Here is a 15,146-nt window from a genome sequence, read left to right as displayed (position 1 = left end):
GCCGCCCTTCCGGCGGCGCCGTCGGGTGCGGCGTGTGTGCGTGGTCACCGGAGAGGGGCGGCGACGGCGACAGCGGGGCGGTTCCCGGACCCTGCCCGCCGTCCGTCCGGCCGCCGGTCGTCCGGGGAGGCGGCGCGACCGGCCGGTCGGGTGGCCGAGCACGCCTGTAGCGGCCGTCGGCCCGGCGCGAGGGCGTCCAGGGTGGTGAAACCGACACCCGATCTGCAAAAAAGCGTCGATTTCACGGCGCAGGATCGCCGAGGGCCCCCGTCGCGCCCGGTATGCCCTGTATGCGCCGACGGGACGGGCGAGTGGCCCCCTAGGCCGCCGTGGCCAGGAAGGTCTCGAAGGCCTCCTGGGAGGTGTAGGAGGGGGTCCAGCCGATGGCCCGCTCCAGTTCGGTGGGGTCCAGGACGTGGTCGCAGCACAGCTGGCGGAGCCGCTCGGGCGAGTAGTCCACCTCGCCCCGGCGGGCCAGCCCGCGCAGCACCTTCAGGCCGCGCTCGGGGAGGGCGAACCGGTGCCGCCCCACGCGGCGCAGGCAGTGCGAGAGCGGCAGCGAGCCGGGTGCGGCGACGTCGAACACCCCGTCGGGGGCGCCCCCGTCGCCGTCGTCGGCGAGCGCCATCCGGCGCACCGCCTCCACCCCGTCGTCCTGGTGGATGAACTGCATCCGGGGGTCGTAGCCGCGCACGGTGGGCACCACCCGCAGCCCGAGGTAGCGGGTCAGCGGGGACTCCACCGAGGGGCCGATGATGCCGGCGAACCGCAGCACCGCCACCGACAGGTCGGGGCGGCGGCGGGACAGCGCGGCGGTGTGCCGCTCGATGCGGGCGGCCTCCGAGGAGTCCGCCCCGCCGGGGCCGGTGCCGACGGCGGCGCTGGAGCGGACCACCAGCCGCCGCACGGCCTCCGACCGCTGGCAGGCGTCCAGCAGCTGCAGGGTGCCCAGCACGTCGCGGCCGGGGGCCCGGCGGCGCCCGGCGGCGGGGGTCTCGGCGAAGCCCAGGTGCACCACCGTGTCGGCCCCGGTCTCGCGGACCACGTCGCCGACGCTCTGGTCGTGCAGGCGCACGGGCACGAACTCGGCCGCGCCGAGGCCGCGGCCCGGCGGCGCCGAGTCCATGGCGACCACCCGGCCGACGCCGGGGTCGGCGCTCAGGGCCTCGGCGGCCCGGGCCCCCACGTACCGGGAGGCCCCGGTGACGATCACGACGCGGCTCATCGAGGCACGCCTCCACACATCGGGATCACAGGTGTCCTCCGCTCCGCCCCGGCCGCGGCCGAGGCGAGGGGCGCCTACTTCTTGTTGCGGCGCGCGACACGCGTGCGCTTGAGCAGCTTGCGGTGCTTCTTCTTCGCCATGCGCTTGCGGCGCTTCTTGATGACGGAACCCATGCGATCACCTTCTCGCAGAAGACATCGGGACACGACGGGCCCGGGAGCACGCCGGAGGACGGCGTGCGGGCCCGTCGGGAGAGTGCGGCGGCGCCTGCCACGGGCGGCGGTGCCGCACCCGATGAGCCAGCCTACCCGGTCCGGTTCCGCCGCACGCACACGCTCCAGGTCAGGCGCCCGGCACCTGCGGCTCCGCACCGTAGAGATCGGCGGCCGGCTCGGTGTAGCCCACGCTCACCAGACGCTGGTCCTCGAACGTCAGCGAGGTCACACTGGCCAGGTTGCACTGGCGGCGGTCGGGGCGGTGCCACAGCCGGCGCCGCTCGGCCGCGCGCCGGGCCGTCCAGATCGGGAGCTGGTGGCTCACGCACACCGCCTCGCGCCCCCAGGCCTCCTTGCGCACCGCCTTGACCACCTCGACCATGCGCGCGGCGATCTCACCGTAGGGCTCGCCCCAGGAGGGCTTCAGCGGGTTGTACAGGTGCCGCAGCACCGCCGGGTCGGTGCGCAGCGACCGGCCGGTGACCCGCCGCCCCTCCAGCTTGTTGCCGGACTCGATCAGCCGCGCGTCCAGGCGCACCTCCAGGCCGGTCCGCTCGGCCAGAGGCGCGGCGGTCTCCTGGGCCCGCTCCAGCGGGGAGGAGTACAGCGCGGCGATGTCGCGGCCGTCGAACCACCCGGCGGCGCGTTCGGCCATGCGCAGGCCGGCGTCGCTGAGGTGGAAGTCCGGCAGGCGGCCGTAGAGGATCCGGTCGGGGTTTTCCACCTCACCGTGTCTGAGCAGGTGGACGACGGTCGTCGCGGTCATCGGGTACGTCTTTCCGTTCGGGTTGGGATCCGGCGGCGGGGCGGGCGGGGGCGCCGCTGTGAACAGGGTAGACGCCGCCCGCCCGGACGGCGCCGCTAGCCTCGGGCCGCGGCCCGCGCCGCCCCGGGCAGGGCCGCCAGCACGCGCTCCACGGCCTCGTCGTCGTGCGCGGCCGAGAAGAACCACGCCTCGAACGCCGCCGGGGGCAGGTACACGCCCTGGTCCAGCATGGCGTGGAAGAACCGCGCGAAGGCGTCGGTGTCCTGCTTGCGCGCACCGTCGAAGTCGGTGACCTCCTCCTCGGTGAAGAAGACCGTGAACAGGCTGCCTCCGCGCTGCACCCGGTGCGGCACCCCGGCCGCGGCCAGCTCCCGCTCGGCGGCGTCGGCGACCTGCGCGCTCACCCGGTCGATGCGGGCGTAGACCTCGTCGGTGGCGTTGCGCAGGGTGGCCAGCCCGGCGGCGGTGGCCAGCGGGTTCCCGGACAGCGTTCCCGCCTGGTAGACCGGCCCGGACGGGGCGAGCTGCTCCATGACGTCGGCGCGCCCGCCGAAGGCCGCCGCGGGCAGGCCGCCGCCCATGACCTTGCCGAAGGTCATCAGGTCGGGCCGCACGCCCTCCAGGCCGTACCAGCCCGAGGAGGAGACCCGGAAGCCGGTGAGCACCTCGTCGAGCACCAGCAGCGCCCCGTGCCGCTCGGTGATCTCCCGCAGCCGGGCGTTGAACCCGTCCTTGGGCGGCACCACGCCCATGTTGGCGGGGCAGGCCTCGGCGATGACGCAGGCGATCTCGTCCCCGGACTCGGCGAAGACCCGCTCCACCGCCCCGGGGTCGTTGTAGGGCAGCACGATCGTGTCGGCGGCGCTCGCGCCGGTCACCCCGGGCGAGTCGGGCAGCCCGAAGGTCGCCACCCCGGACCCGGCCGAGGCCAGCAGGGCGTCGACGTGCCCGTGGTAGTTCCCGGCGAACTTGACCACCTTGCCGCGGCCGGTGGCGCCGCGGGCCAGGCGGATGGCCGACATGGTGGCCTCGGTCCCGGAGTTGACCAGCCGGACCCGGTCCACCGGCGCGCGGGCGGCGATCTCCTCGGCCAGCTCCACCTCGCCCCCGCTGGGCGTGCCGAAGGAGGTGCCCTTGGCGGCGGCCCCGTGCAGAGCCTCGACCACGGCCGGGTGGGTGTGCCCGAGGAGCAGCGGCCCCCAGGAGCAGATCAGGTCGACGTAGGTGTTGCCGTCCACGTCGGTCAGGTAGGGGCCCCGCCCGGAGGCCATGAAGGGCGGGGTGCCGCCCACCGCGCCGAAGGCGCGCACGGGCGAGTTCACCGCGCCGGGGACCACGGCGGCGGCGCGTCGGAACAGCTCAGCGGATGTCTCATGTGTAGCCACAGCCCCAGTGTGGCACCGGCGCGCCGGGACCGCGGCCCGGCCCGCGCCCCGGCGTGGGCCCACCCCTCCGGCACGGATACCGTTCTCCCGACGCCATTGCGAGGGAAGCGAGGGGACCATGACCGAGGCCTACGCCACCGCCGACCTGATCGACGCGCACGGGGACGCCCTGCAGAGCTGCGAGACCCAGTTCCGCTCCTACGGCGGGCGCGCGGCCTTCCACGGGCCGATCGCGACGATCAAGTGCCACGAGGACAACGCCCTGGTCAAGGAGCAGCTCAACCAGCCCGGGGAGGGGTGGGTGCTGGTCGTGGACGGCGGCGGGTCGCTGCGCACGGCCCTGATGGGCGACATGATCGCGCGCGCCGCCGCGGAGAACGGCTGGGCGGGCGTGGTGGTCTTCGGCGCGGTGCGCGACACCGAGGAGCTGGCCCGGCTGGACCTGGGGGTCAAGGCGCTGGGCTCCAACCCGCGCAAGTCGGCCAAGACCGGGGCGGGGCGGCTGGACGTGCCCGTCGCCTTCGGCAACACCGTGTTCAGCCCGGAGGCCTGGCTCTACAGCGACGCGGACGGCATCCTCGTCGCCGAAGAGCGCGTCGAGCCCTGAGGCGCCCCTCCCCCGATGATCTCGACGAAGGCGCGGTCAAAAGCGACGGGATGACAGCACCTCTGTCGAGATCATCGCGGGGGCTAGGCGAACTCCTCGCAGGCGTCCGCCAGGACGTCCAGGACGGCGATCGGGTCCGGCAGCGCGTGGCCGTCGTGCGGGGAGCGGATCCAGGCCACCCGGTCGCCGCCGGCCATCAGCGACGGCGCGGCCGTCACGTAGCTGTTGCGGCAGTGCCAGCGCAGGCCCGGGGTGTCCTCCAGGGTCTCGGGGACGCAGTCCAGGTGGCAGGACCACCACTCGTCCTCGTCCGCGGGCGAGCGGGTGGCCACGAAGAACAGGTAGCGGCGGGCGTCGACCGCGGCGACCGGGCCGGGGCCGACCCCGGCGCGGTCCATCCGGGCCATGGCCATCACCCCGGCCCCGGCGGGGACGTCGAACACGTCGAAGACCCGGCCGGTGGGCAGGATGACGTTGGCCTCGGGCTCGGCGCCCCACCAGCGGTCCACGGTGTCGGCGTCGGTGGTGGCCTCGACCGCCCAGGCGGCCGAGACCGGGTGCGCGGCCGGGTCGGGGCAGCCGATGCGGTCGCACCCGCAGGCCCGCCCGCCCAGGGTGGAGGGGGCCGCGCCGCGGACCACCGGCCACCCCAGGGCCGCGTAGGCCAGCGCCGCCTCCCGCATGCCGCCGCCCGGCCCGCCGCGGCGGCCGTGCCCGCGCCGCCGCCGGTTGAGTACGTCCGCCATCCGCGGCCTCCCCGCTCGTCGTCTCCGTCCGGAGCGGGGTCCCGGCCTCGGCGGCCCCGTCCCGGTCCTTGCCGGTCCTCAGGTCACCTCAGCAGGCGTGCCGCCTCTACCGCCCAATAGGTGAGGATCTGCGCCGCCCCCGCCCTGCGGAGGCTGGTGATCGTCTCCAGGATCGCGCGCTCGCGGTCCAGCCAGCCCTTCTGCGCGGCGGCCTCCACCATGGCGTACTCGCCCGACACCTGGTAGGAGGACACCGGCACCGGACAGGCCTCGGCCACCTTGGCCAGGATGTCCAGGTAGGCCAGGCCCGGTTTGACCATCACCATGTCGGCGCCCTCGGCCACGTCCAGCTCCACCTCGCGCAGCGCCTCGGCGGCGTTGGCCGGGTCCTGCTGGTAGCCGCTGCGGTCGCCGAACCGCGGCGCCCCCTCGGCCGCCTCGCGGAAGGGGCCGTAGAAGGCGGAGGCGTACTTGGCGGCGTAGGACAGGATGGGCACCTGGGTGTACCCGGCGCCGTCCAGGGCGGCGCGGATCGCCGCGACCTGGCCGTCCATCATCCCGCTGGGGGCGACCACCTGCGCCCCGGCCGCGGCCTGGGCGACCGCGATCGAGGCGTAGCGCTCCAGCGTGGCGTCGTTGTCCACCTCGCCGGTGGGGGTGAGCAGCCCGCAGTGCCCGTGCGAGGTGAACTCGTCCAGGCACAGGTCGGACATGACCACGAGCGCGTCCCCGACATCGGAGTCCAGGTCGCGCAGGGTCCGCTGGAGCACGCCGCCCGGGTCGTCGGCGGCCGATCCGCGCTCGTCCTTGTACTGCGGGATGCCGAAGAGGATGAGCGCGCCGACCCCGGCCTCGGCGGCCTCCTGGGCGGCCTTGCGCACGCTGTCCCGCGTGTGCTGGACCACCCCGGGCATCGACTCCACCGGGTTGGGCTCGTCCAGGCCCTCCTTGACGAACACCGGCAGGATGAGCTCCTCGGGCCGCGGCCGGGTCTCGGCGACCAGGCGGCGCAGCGCCGGGGTGCGGCGCAGGCGCCGCGGGCGTGCGGCGGGGAAGCGGGCGTTCATCGGTGGGTCCCCCTTCGTCACAGCGTCTTCCGGCGGCGGCCGCGCCGCTTCTGGCTCGGCTTGAGCGCCGGCTTGCCGGCCTCCAGCGCCTCGGCCCGCTGCTTGGCACCGTACTCCGAAAGCGCCTCCGCCAGAGCCGAAACCGAGGTCTTCGGGGCCACGACGTCCACCCGCAGGCCGTACTCCTCGGCGGTCTTGGCGGTCTCCGGCCCGATCACCGCGATCACCGTGGTGTTGTGCGGCTTGCCGGCGATCCCCACGAGGTTGCGCACCGTGGAGGAGGAGGTGAACAGCACCGCGTCGAAGGCGCCGCCCTTGATCGCCTCGCGCACCGGGGCGGGCGGCGGGGCCGCGCGCACCGTGCGGTAGGCGGTGACGTCGTCGACCTCCCAGCCCAGGTCGGCCAGGCCGGAGGAGAGGGTCTCGGTGGCGATGTCGGCGCGCGGCAGCAGCACCCGCTCGATCGGGTCCAGCTCGGCGTCGTAGGGCGGCCAGACCTCGACCAGCCCGGCGCCGGACTGGCGGTCCGGCGGCGGGGCCAGGTCCGGCTGGATGCCGAATTCGCGCAGCCGCGCGGCGGTCTGCTCGCCCACCGCGGCCACCTTGACCCCGGCGAACGCGCGCGCGTCCAGCCCGTACTCCTCGAACTTCTCGCGCACCGCCTTGACCGCGTTGACCGAGGTGAAGGCCACCCACTGGTAGCGGCCGGTGACCAGGCCGCGCACGGCCCGCTCCATCTGCTGGGGGGTGCGCGGGGGCTCCACCGAGATGGTGGGCACCTCCTCGGGCACCGCCCCGTAGTCGCGGAGCTGCTCGGACAGGCTCGCGGCCTGCTCCTTGGTGCGCGGCACCAGCACCCGCCAGCCGAACAGCGGGCGGGACTCGTACCAGGACAGCTCGGGCTGGCGGGCCACCCCGGGGCCCATCATGAACAGCGCCGGGGCGGTGGCGTGGTGGCCCTTGGCGTCGAACGCCTTGAGGTCGGCGACCAGGCGGGACAGCGTGGACACCACGGTGGTCTGCTCGGTGGTGCCGCCCATCCGGGTGACCGCCACCGGGGTGGTCCCGGGGTGGCCCCCGGCGACCAGGGCCTTGCACAGCCGGTCGAACCCGGGCCCGGCGGACCGGTCGCCCTCGGGGGCGTCGGGGAACATCACCGCCAGCGAGGCGTCGTCGCGCCCGGACAGCTCGGCGGCGAGCCGCTCCCAGTCGACGGCCTCCTCCTTGCCGTTGACCACCCGCACCTCGGCGGTGCCCTTGGGCATCATCGGCACCCCGGCGAAGGCCGGGACCGCGGTCACCGAGGACAGGCCGGGGACCAGCTCGAACTCGACCCCGGCGGCGGAGCAGGCCTGGGCCAGGAGGTCGGCGCGGCAGCCGAAGACGGGGTCGCCGCTGTACAGCCGCACCACCCGGGCGCCGCCCAGGGCGCGGCGCACGGCCTCGGCGTCGGCGTCGCCGCCCCCGCACTCCTCGGCGGGGACGAACTCGGCGCCCTCCTTGCAGTGGGCCAGCAGCGCCTCGCGGTGCCCGGCCATCTCCGGCCCCGGCTCGCGCAGCCCGAACACCACGTCGGCCTCGGCGAGCACCTGGGCGCCGCGCAGCGTGAGCAGCCCGGCGTCGCCGGGCCCCGCGCCCACGGCGGCCACCGGCCCGGGGGCCGGGGCGCTCGCGTCGGTCTGCGGCTCAGGCGGATTCATCGTGCGCACGCTCCTCGTGGTCTCATGCTCCGGCGCCCGGTCCGGCGGCGCCGCCCCCGATCTCCCCCGGATCGGCCACGATCCGGTCGGCCCCGTCGGCGATCATCGAGCGGGCCAGCTCCCGCCCCAGGTCCGCGGCGGCCTTCAGGGAGGCCGGGTCCACGTCCATCTCGGCGGTGCGCGCGGCGCGCACCTGGCGGGACCCGTCGGTGGAGGCCACGGCCGCCTCCAGGCGCAGCACCCCGCCCTCCAGCCGGGCGTGGGCGCCGACCGGCGCGGCGCACCCGGCCTCCAGCTCGGCCAGCACGGTCCGCTCGGCGGTGACGGCCAGCCGGGTGGCGGTGTGGTCGACCGCGGACAGGTAGGCCAGGTCGGCGCCGGCGCGGTCGGCGCGGCACTCCACGGCCAGCGCGCCCTGCCCGGGGGCGGGCAGCACCCGGTCGGGGTCGAGGACGTCGGTGACCGCGTCCAGGCGGTCGACCCGCACCAGCCCGGCGTAGGCCAGCACCACCGCGTCGACCTCGCCGGAGGCCACCTTGCCCAGGCGGGTCTCGGCGTTGCCGCGGATGGGCACGTAGACCAGGTCGGGGCGGTGCGCGGCGAGCTGGGCGACGCGGCGCGGCGACCCGGTGCCCACGCGCGCCCCGGCCGGGAGCGCGTCGAGGGTCAGGCCGTCGCGGGCGCACAGCGCGTCGCGCGGGTCGTCCCGCTCGGTGACCGCGGCCAGCACCAGCCCCTCGGCGGGGGCGGTGGGCAGGTCCTTGAGCGAGTGCACGGCGAAGTCCACGCCCCCGTCCAGCAGGGCGTCGCGCAGGGCGCTGACGAACACGCCGGTGCCGCCGAGCTGGGTCAGGTGGGCGCGGGTGACGTCGCCGAAGCTGGTGATCAGCTCCAGCTCCACCGGGACCCCGGTGCGCTCGGTGATCGCGTCGGCGACCAGCCGGGACTGGGTGGTGGCCATGGTGCTGCGGCGGGTGCCGAGCCGGGCGGTGCCCGGCCGGCGGCCGTCCTCGGTGCTCACGCGTCCTCCCCTGCGACGGGCTCGGGGCGGCGGACGGCGTCGGGGGCGGCGGGGTCGAGCCCGAACAGCTCGCGCAGCGCGTCCCCGTAGGCGTCGCCGCCGGGACGGGCGGCCAGCTCCTTGACCCGCACCGTCGGCTGGTGCATCAGCTTGTCGACGACCCGGCGCATGGCGCGGGTGATCTCCTCGCGCTCCCGGTCGCCCAGGTCGGGCAGGCGGCCCTCCAGGCGGGACAGCTCGCCCTCCAGGACCTCGTTGGCCTTGGCGCGCAGCGCCACCACGGTGGGGGCCACCAGGTCGGCGCGGCGCACCGCCTCGTACTCGGCGACCTCCTCCTCGACGATCCGGCGGACCACCGGGACGGCCCCGGAGCCGCCGTCGGCGCCGGGCGCGCCCTCGGCGGCGGCGCGGCGCAGGTCCTCGATGTCGACCAGCTCGGCGCCGGGCAGGTCGCGGACGGCCTCGTCGACGTCCCGGGGCAGCGCCAGGTCGAGGAAGACGACCGGCCGGGTGCGGCGCGGGGCGGCCTCCAGGGCGGCGCGCACGTCCTCGGCGGTGAGCACCAGGCCCTGGGCGCCGGTGCAGGAGATCACCAGGTCGGCGTCGGCGACGGCGGAGGCGGCCCGGTCGAAGGGGACGGCGCGGCCGACCATCGGCTCGTAGGCCTCGGTGAGGCACTCGGCGAGGCGCTCGGCGCGCTCGGCGGTGCGGTTGGCCACCGCGACCGAGGTGGCGCCCTGGCGGGCGACGGTGTTGGCGGCCAGGGCGCTCATCGACCCGGCGCCCAGCACCAGTACGCGCACGCCGGTCAGCGCCTGCGGCTCGGGAACGGCGGCGTCGGCCTCGTCGGCCAGCGGCCCCGCGGCCCCGGCCGGGCAGGAGGCGGGCGCGGCGGCCACGGCGCCCGCGGCACCGGCACCGGGGCGCAGCCGCTCCAGGGCGACCTCCAGCCCCAGGGTCACCATGTCGGCGCCGGCGTGGTCCAGGTGGGTCTCGGTGTGCGCGCGCTTGCCCACCCGCAGGGCGCGCTGGCCCAGGTCGTTGAGGACGCGGCCGAGGGTGCCGCCGTGCTGGGCGTCCTTGAGGGCGTTGCGCACCTGGCCGAGGATCTGCCCCTCGCCGACGACCATCGAGTCCAGGCCGCAGGCGACGGAGAACAGGTGCTGGACGGCGCGCTCCTCGTAGTGCACGTAGGCGTGCTCGGTGAGCTCGCCCATGGACACCCCGGTGCGCTCGGACAGCAGGGAGGTGATGGCGTTCAGGGCCGGGTGGAAGCGGTCCACCTCGGCGTAGACCTCGGTGCGGTTGCAGGTGGAGACCATCAGGACCTCGCCCACCGCAGGGGACGCCGCCATCTCCGACATGAGTTTGAGGCGCTCTTCACCGCTCAGCGCGGCACGCTCCAACAGCGCCACGGGCGAGCTCCGGTGGCTCAGCCCAACGGCGAGGACACTCATCTGCACTCCAATGCGGCGATCGCGGTGGCGGTCGCGGTCACGTCTTCTCCGTCGCGTCGATCCACCCCGCCTCGGGGGGCGCCTGCCCGTCGGCCTTCCGCTGCTCGTGGAAGGCCAGGATCTGCAGTTCGATGGACAGATCGACCTTACGCACATCGACGGCCGGGGGCACATTGAGGACGACCGGCGCGAAGTTCAGCACGCTGGTGACCCCCGCCTCCACGAAGCGGTCGCACACGCCCTGCGCCGAGGCGGCGGGGGTGGCGATCACGCCGATGGAGACGCCCTCGGAACCGACAACGTCCTCCAGTGTGTCAATATGCCGCACCACCAGTCCGGCGACCTCGTCGCCCACCACGCGCCGGTCGGCGTCGAAGAGCGCGGCGATGCGGAAGCCCCTGGTGCCGAAGCCCCCGTAGTTGGCCAGCGCGCGGCCCAGGTTGCCGACCCCGGCTATGGCCACGGTCCAGTCCTGGGTGAGACCAAGCTCACGGGAGATCTGGTACACGAGGTAGTCGACGTCGTAGCCGACCCCGCGGGTGCCGTAGGAGCCCAGGTGCGACAGGTCCTTGCGGAGCTTGGCCGAGTTCACCCCCGCGATGGTGGCGAGGTCCTCCGAGGAGACGGTGAGGATCCCCCGCTCGGCCATCCCCTGCAGGGCGCGGAGGTAGACCGGGAGCCGGGCGACCGTCGCCTCGGGGATGCCCCTGTCCCTGGGGCGGGGTGAACGGGGGGTCACGGGCGTGCGCTCCTGAACGGCGGTCGTCGGGTCGTGGGTCCGTGCCGTCATGTCCCGGATGGTCTCGCGGACGGGGCGGCGACGCGCCGTCCAGACCCCCGCGGCGGCGGATTCTCGACCTTCAGATTACGCCCTTGTGAAAGTACGCACAAAGTAGGGCCCCGTTCCGGACCCGCCCCTGCTAGGAGCCGGTGAGCGCGGCCCGCAGGCGCTTCTCGCTCACCCGCCAGAAGTCGTGCGGGGCCCCGTCGACGAAGGTGACCGGGATCCGCTCCCAGTACTCGTCGCGCTCGGCGGGCGGGCTCTCGTCGAGGTCGCGGACCTCATAGCCCACCCCCAGCTCCCCGGCGACGCGCCGGATCACCTCCAGCGCCTCCTCGCACAGGTGGCACCCGGGCCTGCCGAGCATGCTGATGCGCGGGGCCCCGCCGGGGCCCACACCGTCGGACGCCGCCACCGCGCCCTCCCTCTTGGTTCCTGCTTGGTCCTTGGTTCCTGCTTGCTTCTTGGGTTCCGGCTCGCCTTTTGGCCTGGTTCCGGTCGGCCTCGATACCCCCGCAAGGGCACACCCGAATCAGATCACCCGCCCGCGAACGGCGGAAGGACCTCCACCACACCGCCCTGTGTGAGGAAGACCTCGGCGTGCGGGCGCGAGCCCACCGGCCGCTCGTCGACGAGGAAGGACGAGCGCTCCAGCACCCGAGCGAGCCGGTCGTCGCCCGGACGCCCGGCGCGCGCCGCCTCCAGCGCCTCGGCCAGGGTCGTGGCCTCGTAGGGCTCCTCGGCCGTTCCCGCGGCCTCTTTCGCCGCGGCCCAGTACCTGATGGTTCCGCTCACCATGGATTGATTATCCTTGAGCTTCTCGGAGGCATGAACGAATCGAATTCTCCACCGGGGGCAACGGCGCCTTCGATCGACCGCTTCACGGCGGGGTGACGGGAAGAGACGCATGAGCCACCTGCTGCTACTGACGAACTCCAACGAACCGTCCGACCACGTGCTGCCCGCCCTCGGTCTCCTCCTCCACTCGGTGCGCGTGGCCCCGGCCGAGCCCGGGGCGCTCCTGGCCGCGGGCGCCGAGCGCGCGGGGGGCGCCGTGGACGCCGTCCTCGTGGACGCCCGCAGCGACCTGGCCTCCGCCCGCAACTTCTGCCGCCTGCTGGACACCACGGGACTGGACTGCCCGCTGATCGCGGTGCTCACCGAGGGCGGCGCCGCCGCGCTCACCCCGGACTGGCAGGTGGACGACTTCCTGCTCACCACGGCCGGGCCGGCCGAGGTGGAGGCGCGGCTCCGGCTCGCCGTGGGCCAGGCCGACGCCGGGACCGACGACCCCGACGAGATCCGCCGCGGCGACCTGGTCATCGACGAGGCCACCTACATCGCCCGGCTGCGCGGGCGCATCCTGGACCTGACCTTCAAGGAGTTCGAGCTGCTGAAGTTCCTGGCCCAGCACCCGGGCCGGGTGTTCACCCGGGCCCAGCTGCTGCAGGAGGTCTGGGGCTACGACTACTTCGGCGGCACCCGCACCATCGACGTGCACGTGCGGCGGCTGCGCGCCAAGCTCGGCGCCGAGTACGAGTCGCTCATCGGCACCGTGCGCAACGTGGGCTACCGGTTCGTCCCGGACACCGCCAAGGCCTCCGGTGCCGGCGACGCCGCCGCGGAGGGCGCGGGAGGCGCGGGAGGCGCGGGAAGCGCGGGAAGCGCAGGAGGCACGGGAGGCGCGGACGCCGGGACGGCCGCACAGGAGCCCGCCCCGGCCGACCGCTGACCCGGCCGCCCTCGGGATCGCCCCCGGGGGGCGCCCCGTCTCGGCTCCGGTGCGTCTGCGGTGCGGCTGCGTCTCGACGCCGGTACGGCTGCGGTGCGGCTCCGGTACGGCTCCGCGCAGGTCCGCGGGGTCGCACCGGGGCCCTGGGCCTCGTGTCGGCCGCCGCGAGGGCCTAGGATGCTTGCGCAGACCGCAGCAGCTCCCCGAGGAGTCCCCGAGGAGGCGACCTCATGCGCGCCGCCGCCGGCATCCCGCTGACCACCGTGTTCATCGGGTCCACCCTGGTCGCGATCGCACCGCCCGCCGCGGCGTCGGCGCCGCTGGCCGTGGAGCTCGCCCCGGGCGAGGCCGTCGTGGAGCCGGGCGGGACCGTCGAGCTGACCCTCACCGCGACCCCCACCGTGCCCGGGGCGCAGAAGGTCTGCGTGTACGCCCCCTCGGTCGACGGCGGCTTCACGGTGGGCGAGGCGGACGCGGACGCCGCACCGATGCAGGCGCCGGTGACCGGTGCGCCCGAGGAGGACACGGCGGTCACCGCCACGGTGCTGTACGCCGCGGTTGCCGAGGACCAGGCCTGCGGGGAGGTCCCCGAGGAGGAGCGCGCGGTCGCGCAGTCCGAGCCGGCGCAGGTGCGCGTGGAGGAGGCCGAGCCGTCCCCGACGCCCACACCGACCCCGACTCCTACCCCCACCCCCACTCCGACGCCCACCCCGACTGACCCGCCCGAGTCCCCCACGCCGACGCCCACACCGACCCCCACGCCCACGCCCACCTCCAGCGGGACCCCGTCCCCGACGCCGACCGGCGACGACTCCGACGGCCCGGAGGAGACGTCCACCGAGGACGGGAAGGGCGGGGACTCCGACGGCGGCGGCAAGAAGGACGGCAAGGGCGGGGAGAAGAAGGACGACAAGGGCGGCACCGGCGGCGGCCGCGGCGGGAGCGGAGACAGCGGTTCCTCCGGTCCCGGCAGGCCCTCGCCCGACCGCCCCACGGCCCCGGACACGCCGCGCGACCGTCCGTCGCTGCCCACCGGCGCACCGGACCTGCCGTCGCTCGACCCTGAGGACGACGACGGCCTGGCCGAACTGCCCTCGGTGGGCCCGGGCGAGGGCGGCGGAGACGGGGACGGCCCGCAGACCGACAGCGCCGCCGTCGAGCAGGACCTGTCCTCGTCGGTGTCCCCGGCCGTCCTGATGCTGGTGCTGATGCTCCTGCTGCTGTTCGCCGCGCCGCTGGCGCCCAACCGCCGGGTGCGGATGGGCGTCCTGGGCTACAAGGGCCGCCGCCGCAAGGGCTGACCCGCTCGGCTGGGGGCCTGGCGAGTGGGGCCCTGGCAGGTACGGCCCCGGCCGATTCGGCCCTGGCAAGCGCAGCCCCGGCAAGCGCGACCCCGGCAGGTACGGCCCCGGCAAGCGCGACCCCGGTGCGCCCGAAGGCCCCTCGGGCGTCGGGCCTTCAGCCGAGCCGCCCCCGGCGGACGTCCTCCACCGCGTCCCGGGCGGCGCTCTGGTCCATGCCGGTCTCGTCGCGCATCACCCGCACGGCCTCCACGCCCCTGCCCAGGGCGAGCAGTTCCCGGACCCGGGCGAGGGTGGGCGCCGGAACGGAGGGCGAGTCGCGCGCGCCGTCCCTTTCGGCTCCCTCCAGCACGCTGTAGCCGCCCTCCCCCGGGCCGGCAGGGCCGGACGCGCCCGTCTCCACGGCGGCGGCCCGGGGCGGCCCACGGCGCCCCTCCACCTCGCGCAGCAGCCGGTCCAGCACCAGCCCCCCGCCCCCGAGCACGACGAGCGCCCCCAGGAGTGCCAGCACCATCAGCAGCAGGCTCATAGGTGCTCTGTACCCACATGGGCCCCACCACCTGCGCAGAAGGGCCATCCCCAGGCGCGGGTGCGCCGCCGCACCGGATCGGCGGGGCCCCGACGGCCTCGGGTGGAACGGCACTTCAGGTGCCGCTCAGGTTTCGGGTTCCCCGGTCCGGGCGGGCGGCTCGGCCGGTACCCCGCTCACGGACCCCGGCCGGGTGGTGGGCCGTCGGAGTGTGGGGTTGAAGGCGGCGACGAGGAGAGGTGGCGGCCCTTCAGGCAGCGCTGTCGGGCGGTGAGCGTGTGCGTGGCCGACGTGGATGGCAGCGACGGAGCGAGCGGGGCGGTTCCCCGACGCTGCTTGCCGGGCGGCGGGCCTCCTCGCGGTCCGGGCGGCAGCGCGGTACTGAAGGCCCGTGCCCGCCCGCGCTCGTGGCGCCCGCACCCCCGGTGCCCCTCCTCGTTGATCTCGGGGAAAACGCCCCTACCAGGCCGGTTTTAGCGTCCATTCTCCCGGGATCAACGAGGGAGCAGCGGTGCGGGGCGCACTGGTGTTGATCTCGGGGAAGTCGGGCTTATCGTGTCGGTGGTTTCTACTGTTCAGTGCAACTTCTCGTAGGTGTGCTGACCGCTAGGAGC

The 15,146-nt window shown here is 75.3% G+C and carries 16 protein-coding genes; 3 read left to right on the top strand and 13 right to left on the bottom strand.

Annotated features, from left to right (window positions below; all coding sequences use genetic code 11):
* Positions 1-319 precede the first annotated feature (319 nt).
* The 4 genes from O4J56_RS08945 to hemL all read right to left on the bottom strand — a co-directional run bounded on the left by O4J56_RS08945 (position 320) and on the right by hemL (position 3,591).
* The gene (locus O4J56_RS08945; protein ID WP_270685069.1) at positions 320-1,225 is read right to left on the bottom strand and encodes an NAD-dependent epimerase/dehydratase family protein; all 906 of its coding nucleotides are present in this window, start codon (positions 1,223-1,225) and stop codon (positions 320-322) included.
* 74 nt (positions 1,226-1,299) lie between these two features.
* Positions 1,300-1,398, bottom strand: a complete 99-nt coding sequence (locus tag O4J56_RS08940) for a 30S ribosomal protein bS22 (RefSeq protein ID WP_013155353.1) — start codon at positions 1,396-1,398, stop codon at positions 1,300-1,302.
* 169 nt (positions 1,399-1,567) lie between these two features.
* Complete coding sequence (locus tag O4J56_RS08935) at positions 1,568-2,206, bottom strand: histidine phosphatase family protein (RefSeq protein ID WP_270685067.1); 639 nt, start codon at positions 2,204-2,206, stop codon at positions 1,568-1,570.
* Positions 2,207-2,301: 95 nt separating this feature from the next.
* The gene (gene hemL, locus O4J56_RS08930) at positions 2,302-3,591 is read right to left on the bottom strand and encodes a glutamate-1-semialdehyde 2,1-aminomutase (RefSeq protein WP_270685066.1); all 1,290 of its coding nucleotides are present in this window, start codon (positions 3,589-3,591) and stop codon (positions 2,302-2,304) included.
* 118 nt (positions 3,592-3,709) lie between these two features.
* On the opposite strand from hemL, the gene rraA reads away from it, so the two are divergent.
* Entirely contained in the window at positions 3,710-4,198 is a 489-nt protein-coding gene (rraA, locus tag O4J56_RS08925; RefSeq protein ID WP_270685065.1) for a ribonuclease E activity regulator RraA, read from the top strand.
* An 83-nt stretch (positions 4,199-4,281) separates the two neighbouring features.
* Here the strand turns inward: rraA and O4J56_RS08920 are convergent, their stop codons facing one another.
* From O4J56_RS08920 to O4J56_RS08885, 8 genes are all read right to left on the bottom strand, one after another.
* Positions 4,282-4,944, bottom strand: coding sequence for a bifunctional DNA primase/polymerase (locus O4J56_RS08920; protein ID WP_270685064.1), 663 nt, complete (start codon positions 4,942-4,944; stop codon positions 4,282-4,284).
* A gap of 83 nt (positions 4,945-5,027) precedes the next feature.
* Positions 5,028-6,011 carry a porphobilinogen synthase gene (gene hemB, locus O4J56_RS08915; protein WP_270685063.1) on the bottom strand — a complete coding sequence of 328 codons (984 nt, stop codon included), beginning with the start codon at positions 6,009-6,011 and terminating at the stop codon, positions 5,028-5,030.
* A 17-nt stretch (positions 6,012-6,028) separates the two neighbouring features.
* Positions 6,029-7,711, bottom strand: coding sequence for a bifunctional uroporphyrinogen-III C-methyltransferase/uroporphyrinogen-III synthase (locus O4J56_RS08910; protein ID WP_270685061.1), 1,683 nt, complete (start codon positions 7,709-7,711; stop codon positions 6,029-6,031).
* Between the two features lie 22 nt (positions 7,712-7,733).
* Complete coding sequence (gene hemC, locus O4J56_RS08905; RefSeq protein WP_270685059.1) at positions 7,734-8,732, bottom strand: hydroxymethylbilane synthase; 999 nt, start codon at positions 8,730-8,732, stop codon at positions 7,734-7,736.
* Positions 8,729-10,189, bottom strand: a complete 1,461-nt coding sequence (locus tag O4J56_RS08900) for a glutamyl-tRNA reductase (RefSeq protein WP_270685057.1) — start codon at positions 10,187-10,189, stop codon at positions 8,729-8,731. Before O4J56_RS08900 ends, hemC begins: the two co-directional genes overlap by 4 nt.
* A 37-nt stretch (positions 10,190-10,226) precedes the next feature.
* Entirely contained in the window at positions 10,227-10,928 is a 702-nt protein-coding gene (locus tag O4J56_RS08895) for a redox-sensing transcriptional repressor Rex (RefSeq protein ID WP_270685162.1), read from the bottom strand.
* A gap of 181 nt (positions 10,929-11,109) precedes the next feature.
* The gene (locus O4J56_RS08890) at positions 11,110-11,337 is read right to left on the bottom strand and encodes a glutaredoxin family protein (protein WP_270685161.1); all 228 of its coding nucleotides are present in this window, start codon (positions 11,335-11,337) and stop codon (positions 11,110-11,112) included.
* Positions 11,338-11,507: 170 nt separating this feature from the next.
* Complete coding sequence (locus O4J56_RS08885; protein ID WP_270685055.1) at positions 11,508-11,768, bottom strand: MoaD/ThiS family protein; 261 nt, start codon at positions 11,766-11,768, stop codon at positions 11,508-11,510.
* Positions 11,769-11,877: 109 nt separating this feature from the next.
* Here O4J56_RS08885 and O4J56_RS08880 point away from each other — a divergent pair, with 109 nt between their 5' ends.
* The gene (locus O4J56_RS08880) at positions 11,878-12,702 is read left to right on the top strand and encodes a winged helix-turn-helix transcriptional regulator (protein ID WP_270685053.1); all 825 of its coding nucleotides are present in this window, start codon (positions 11,878-11,880) and stop codon (positions 12,700-12,702) included.
* Positions 12,703-12,932: 230 nt separating this feature from the next.
* The gene (locus O4J56_RS08875; RefSeq protein ID WP_270685051.1) at positions 12,933-14,003 is read left to right on the top strand and encodes a hypothetical protein; all 1,071 of its coding nucleotides are present in this window, start codon (positions 12,933-12,935) and stop codon (positions 14,001-14,003) included.
* Between the two features lie 157 nt (positions 14,004-14,160).
* On the opposite strand, the gene O4J56_RS08870 is transcribed toward O4J56_RS08875, so the two are convergent.
* Positions 14,161-14,532, bottom strand: coding sequence for a hypothetical protein (locus O4J56_RS08870; protein ID WP_270685049.1), 372 nt, complete (start codon positions 14,530-14,532; stop codon positions 14,161-14,163).
* Positions 14,533-15,146 lie beyond the last annotated feature (614 nt).

The sequence above is a fragment of the Nocardiopsis endophytica genome, from assembly GCF_027706725.1.
GTDB lineage: Bacteria > Actinomycetota > Actinomycetes > Streptosporangiales > Streptosporangiaceae > Nocardiopsis_A > Nocardiopsis_A endophytica.
This window is presented reverse-complemented; position numbering and strand designations above follow the sequence as displayed.

What these genes read in the sequence shown, in the direction of transcription:
- O4J56_RS08935 (WP_270685067.1), bottom strand. Translation starts at nt 2,206, where the DNA reads ATGACCGCGACGACCGTCGTCCACCTGCTCAGACACGGTGAGGTGGAA.
- O4J56_RS08900 (WP_270685057.1), bottom strand. Translation starts at nt 10,189, where the DNA reads ATGAGTGTCCTCGCCGTTGGGCTGAGCCACCGGAGCTCGCCCGTGGCG.
- O4J56_RS08880 (WP_270685053.1), top strand. Translation starts at nt 11,878, where the DNA reads ATGAGCCACCTGCTGCTACTGACGAACTCCAACGAACCGTCCGACCAC.
- O4J56_RS08910 (WP_270685061.1), bottom strand. Translation starts at nt 7,711, where the DNA reads ATGAATCCGCCTGAGCCGCAGACCGACGCGAGCGCCCCGGCCCCCGGG.
- O4J56_RS08875 (WP_270685051.1), top strand. Translation starts at nt 12,933, where the DNA reads ATGCGCGCCGCCGCCGGCATCCCGCTGACCACCGTGTTCATCGGGTCC.
- O4J56_RS08870 (WP_270685049.1), bottom strand. Translation starts at nt 14,532, where the DNA reads ATGAGCCTGCTGCTGATGGTGCTGGCACTCCTGGGGGCGCTCGTCGTG.
- O4J56_RS08940 (WP_013155353.1), bottom strand. Translation starts at nt 1,398, where the DNA reads ATGGGTTCCGTCATCAAGAAGCGCCGCAAGCGCATGGCGAAGAAGAAG.
- O4J56_RS08890 (WP_270685161.1), bottom strand. Translation starts at nt 11,337, where the DNA reads ATGCTCGGCAGGCCCGGGTGCCACCTGTGCGAGGAGGCGCTGGAGGTG.
- O4J56_RS08945 (WP_270685069.1), bottom strand. Translation starts at nt 1,225, where the DNA reads ATGAGCCGCGTCGTGATCGTCACCGGGGCCTCCCGGTACGTGGGGGCC.
- rraA (WP_270685065.1), top strand. Translation starts at nt 3,710, where the DNA reads ATGACCGAGGCCTACGCCACCGCCGACCTGATCGACGCGCACGGGGAC.
- O4J56_RS08885 (WP_270685055.1), bottom strand. Translation starts at nt 11,768, where the DNA reads ATGGTGAGCGGAACCATCAGGTACTGGGCCGCGGCGAAAGAGGCCGCG.
- O4J56_RS08920 (WP_270685064.1), bottom strand. Translation starts at nt 4,944, where the DNA reads ATGGCGGACGTACTCAACCGGCGGCGGCGCGGGCACGGCCGCCGCGGC.
- hemB (WP_270685063.1), bottom strand. Translation starts at nt 6,011, where the DNA reads ATGAACGCCCGCTTCCCCGCCGCACGCCCGCGGCGCCTGCGCCGCACC.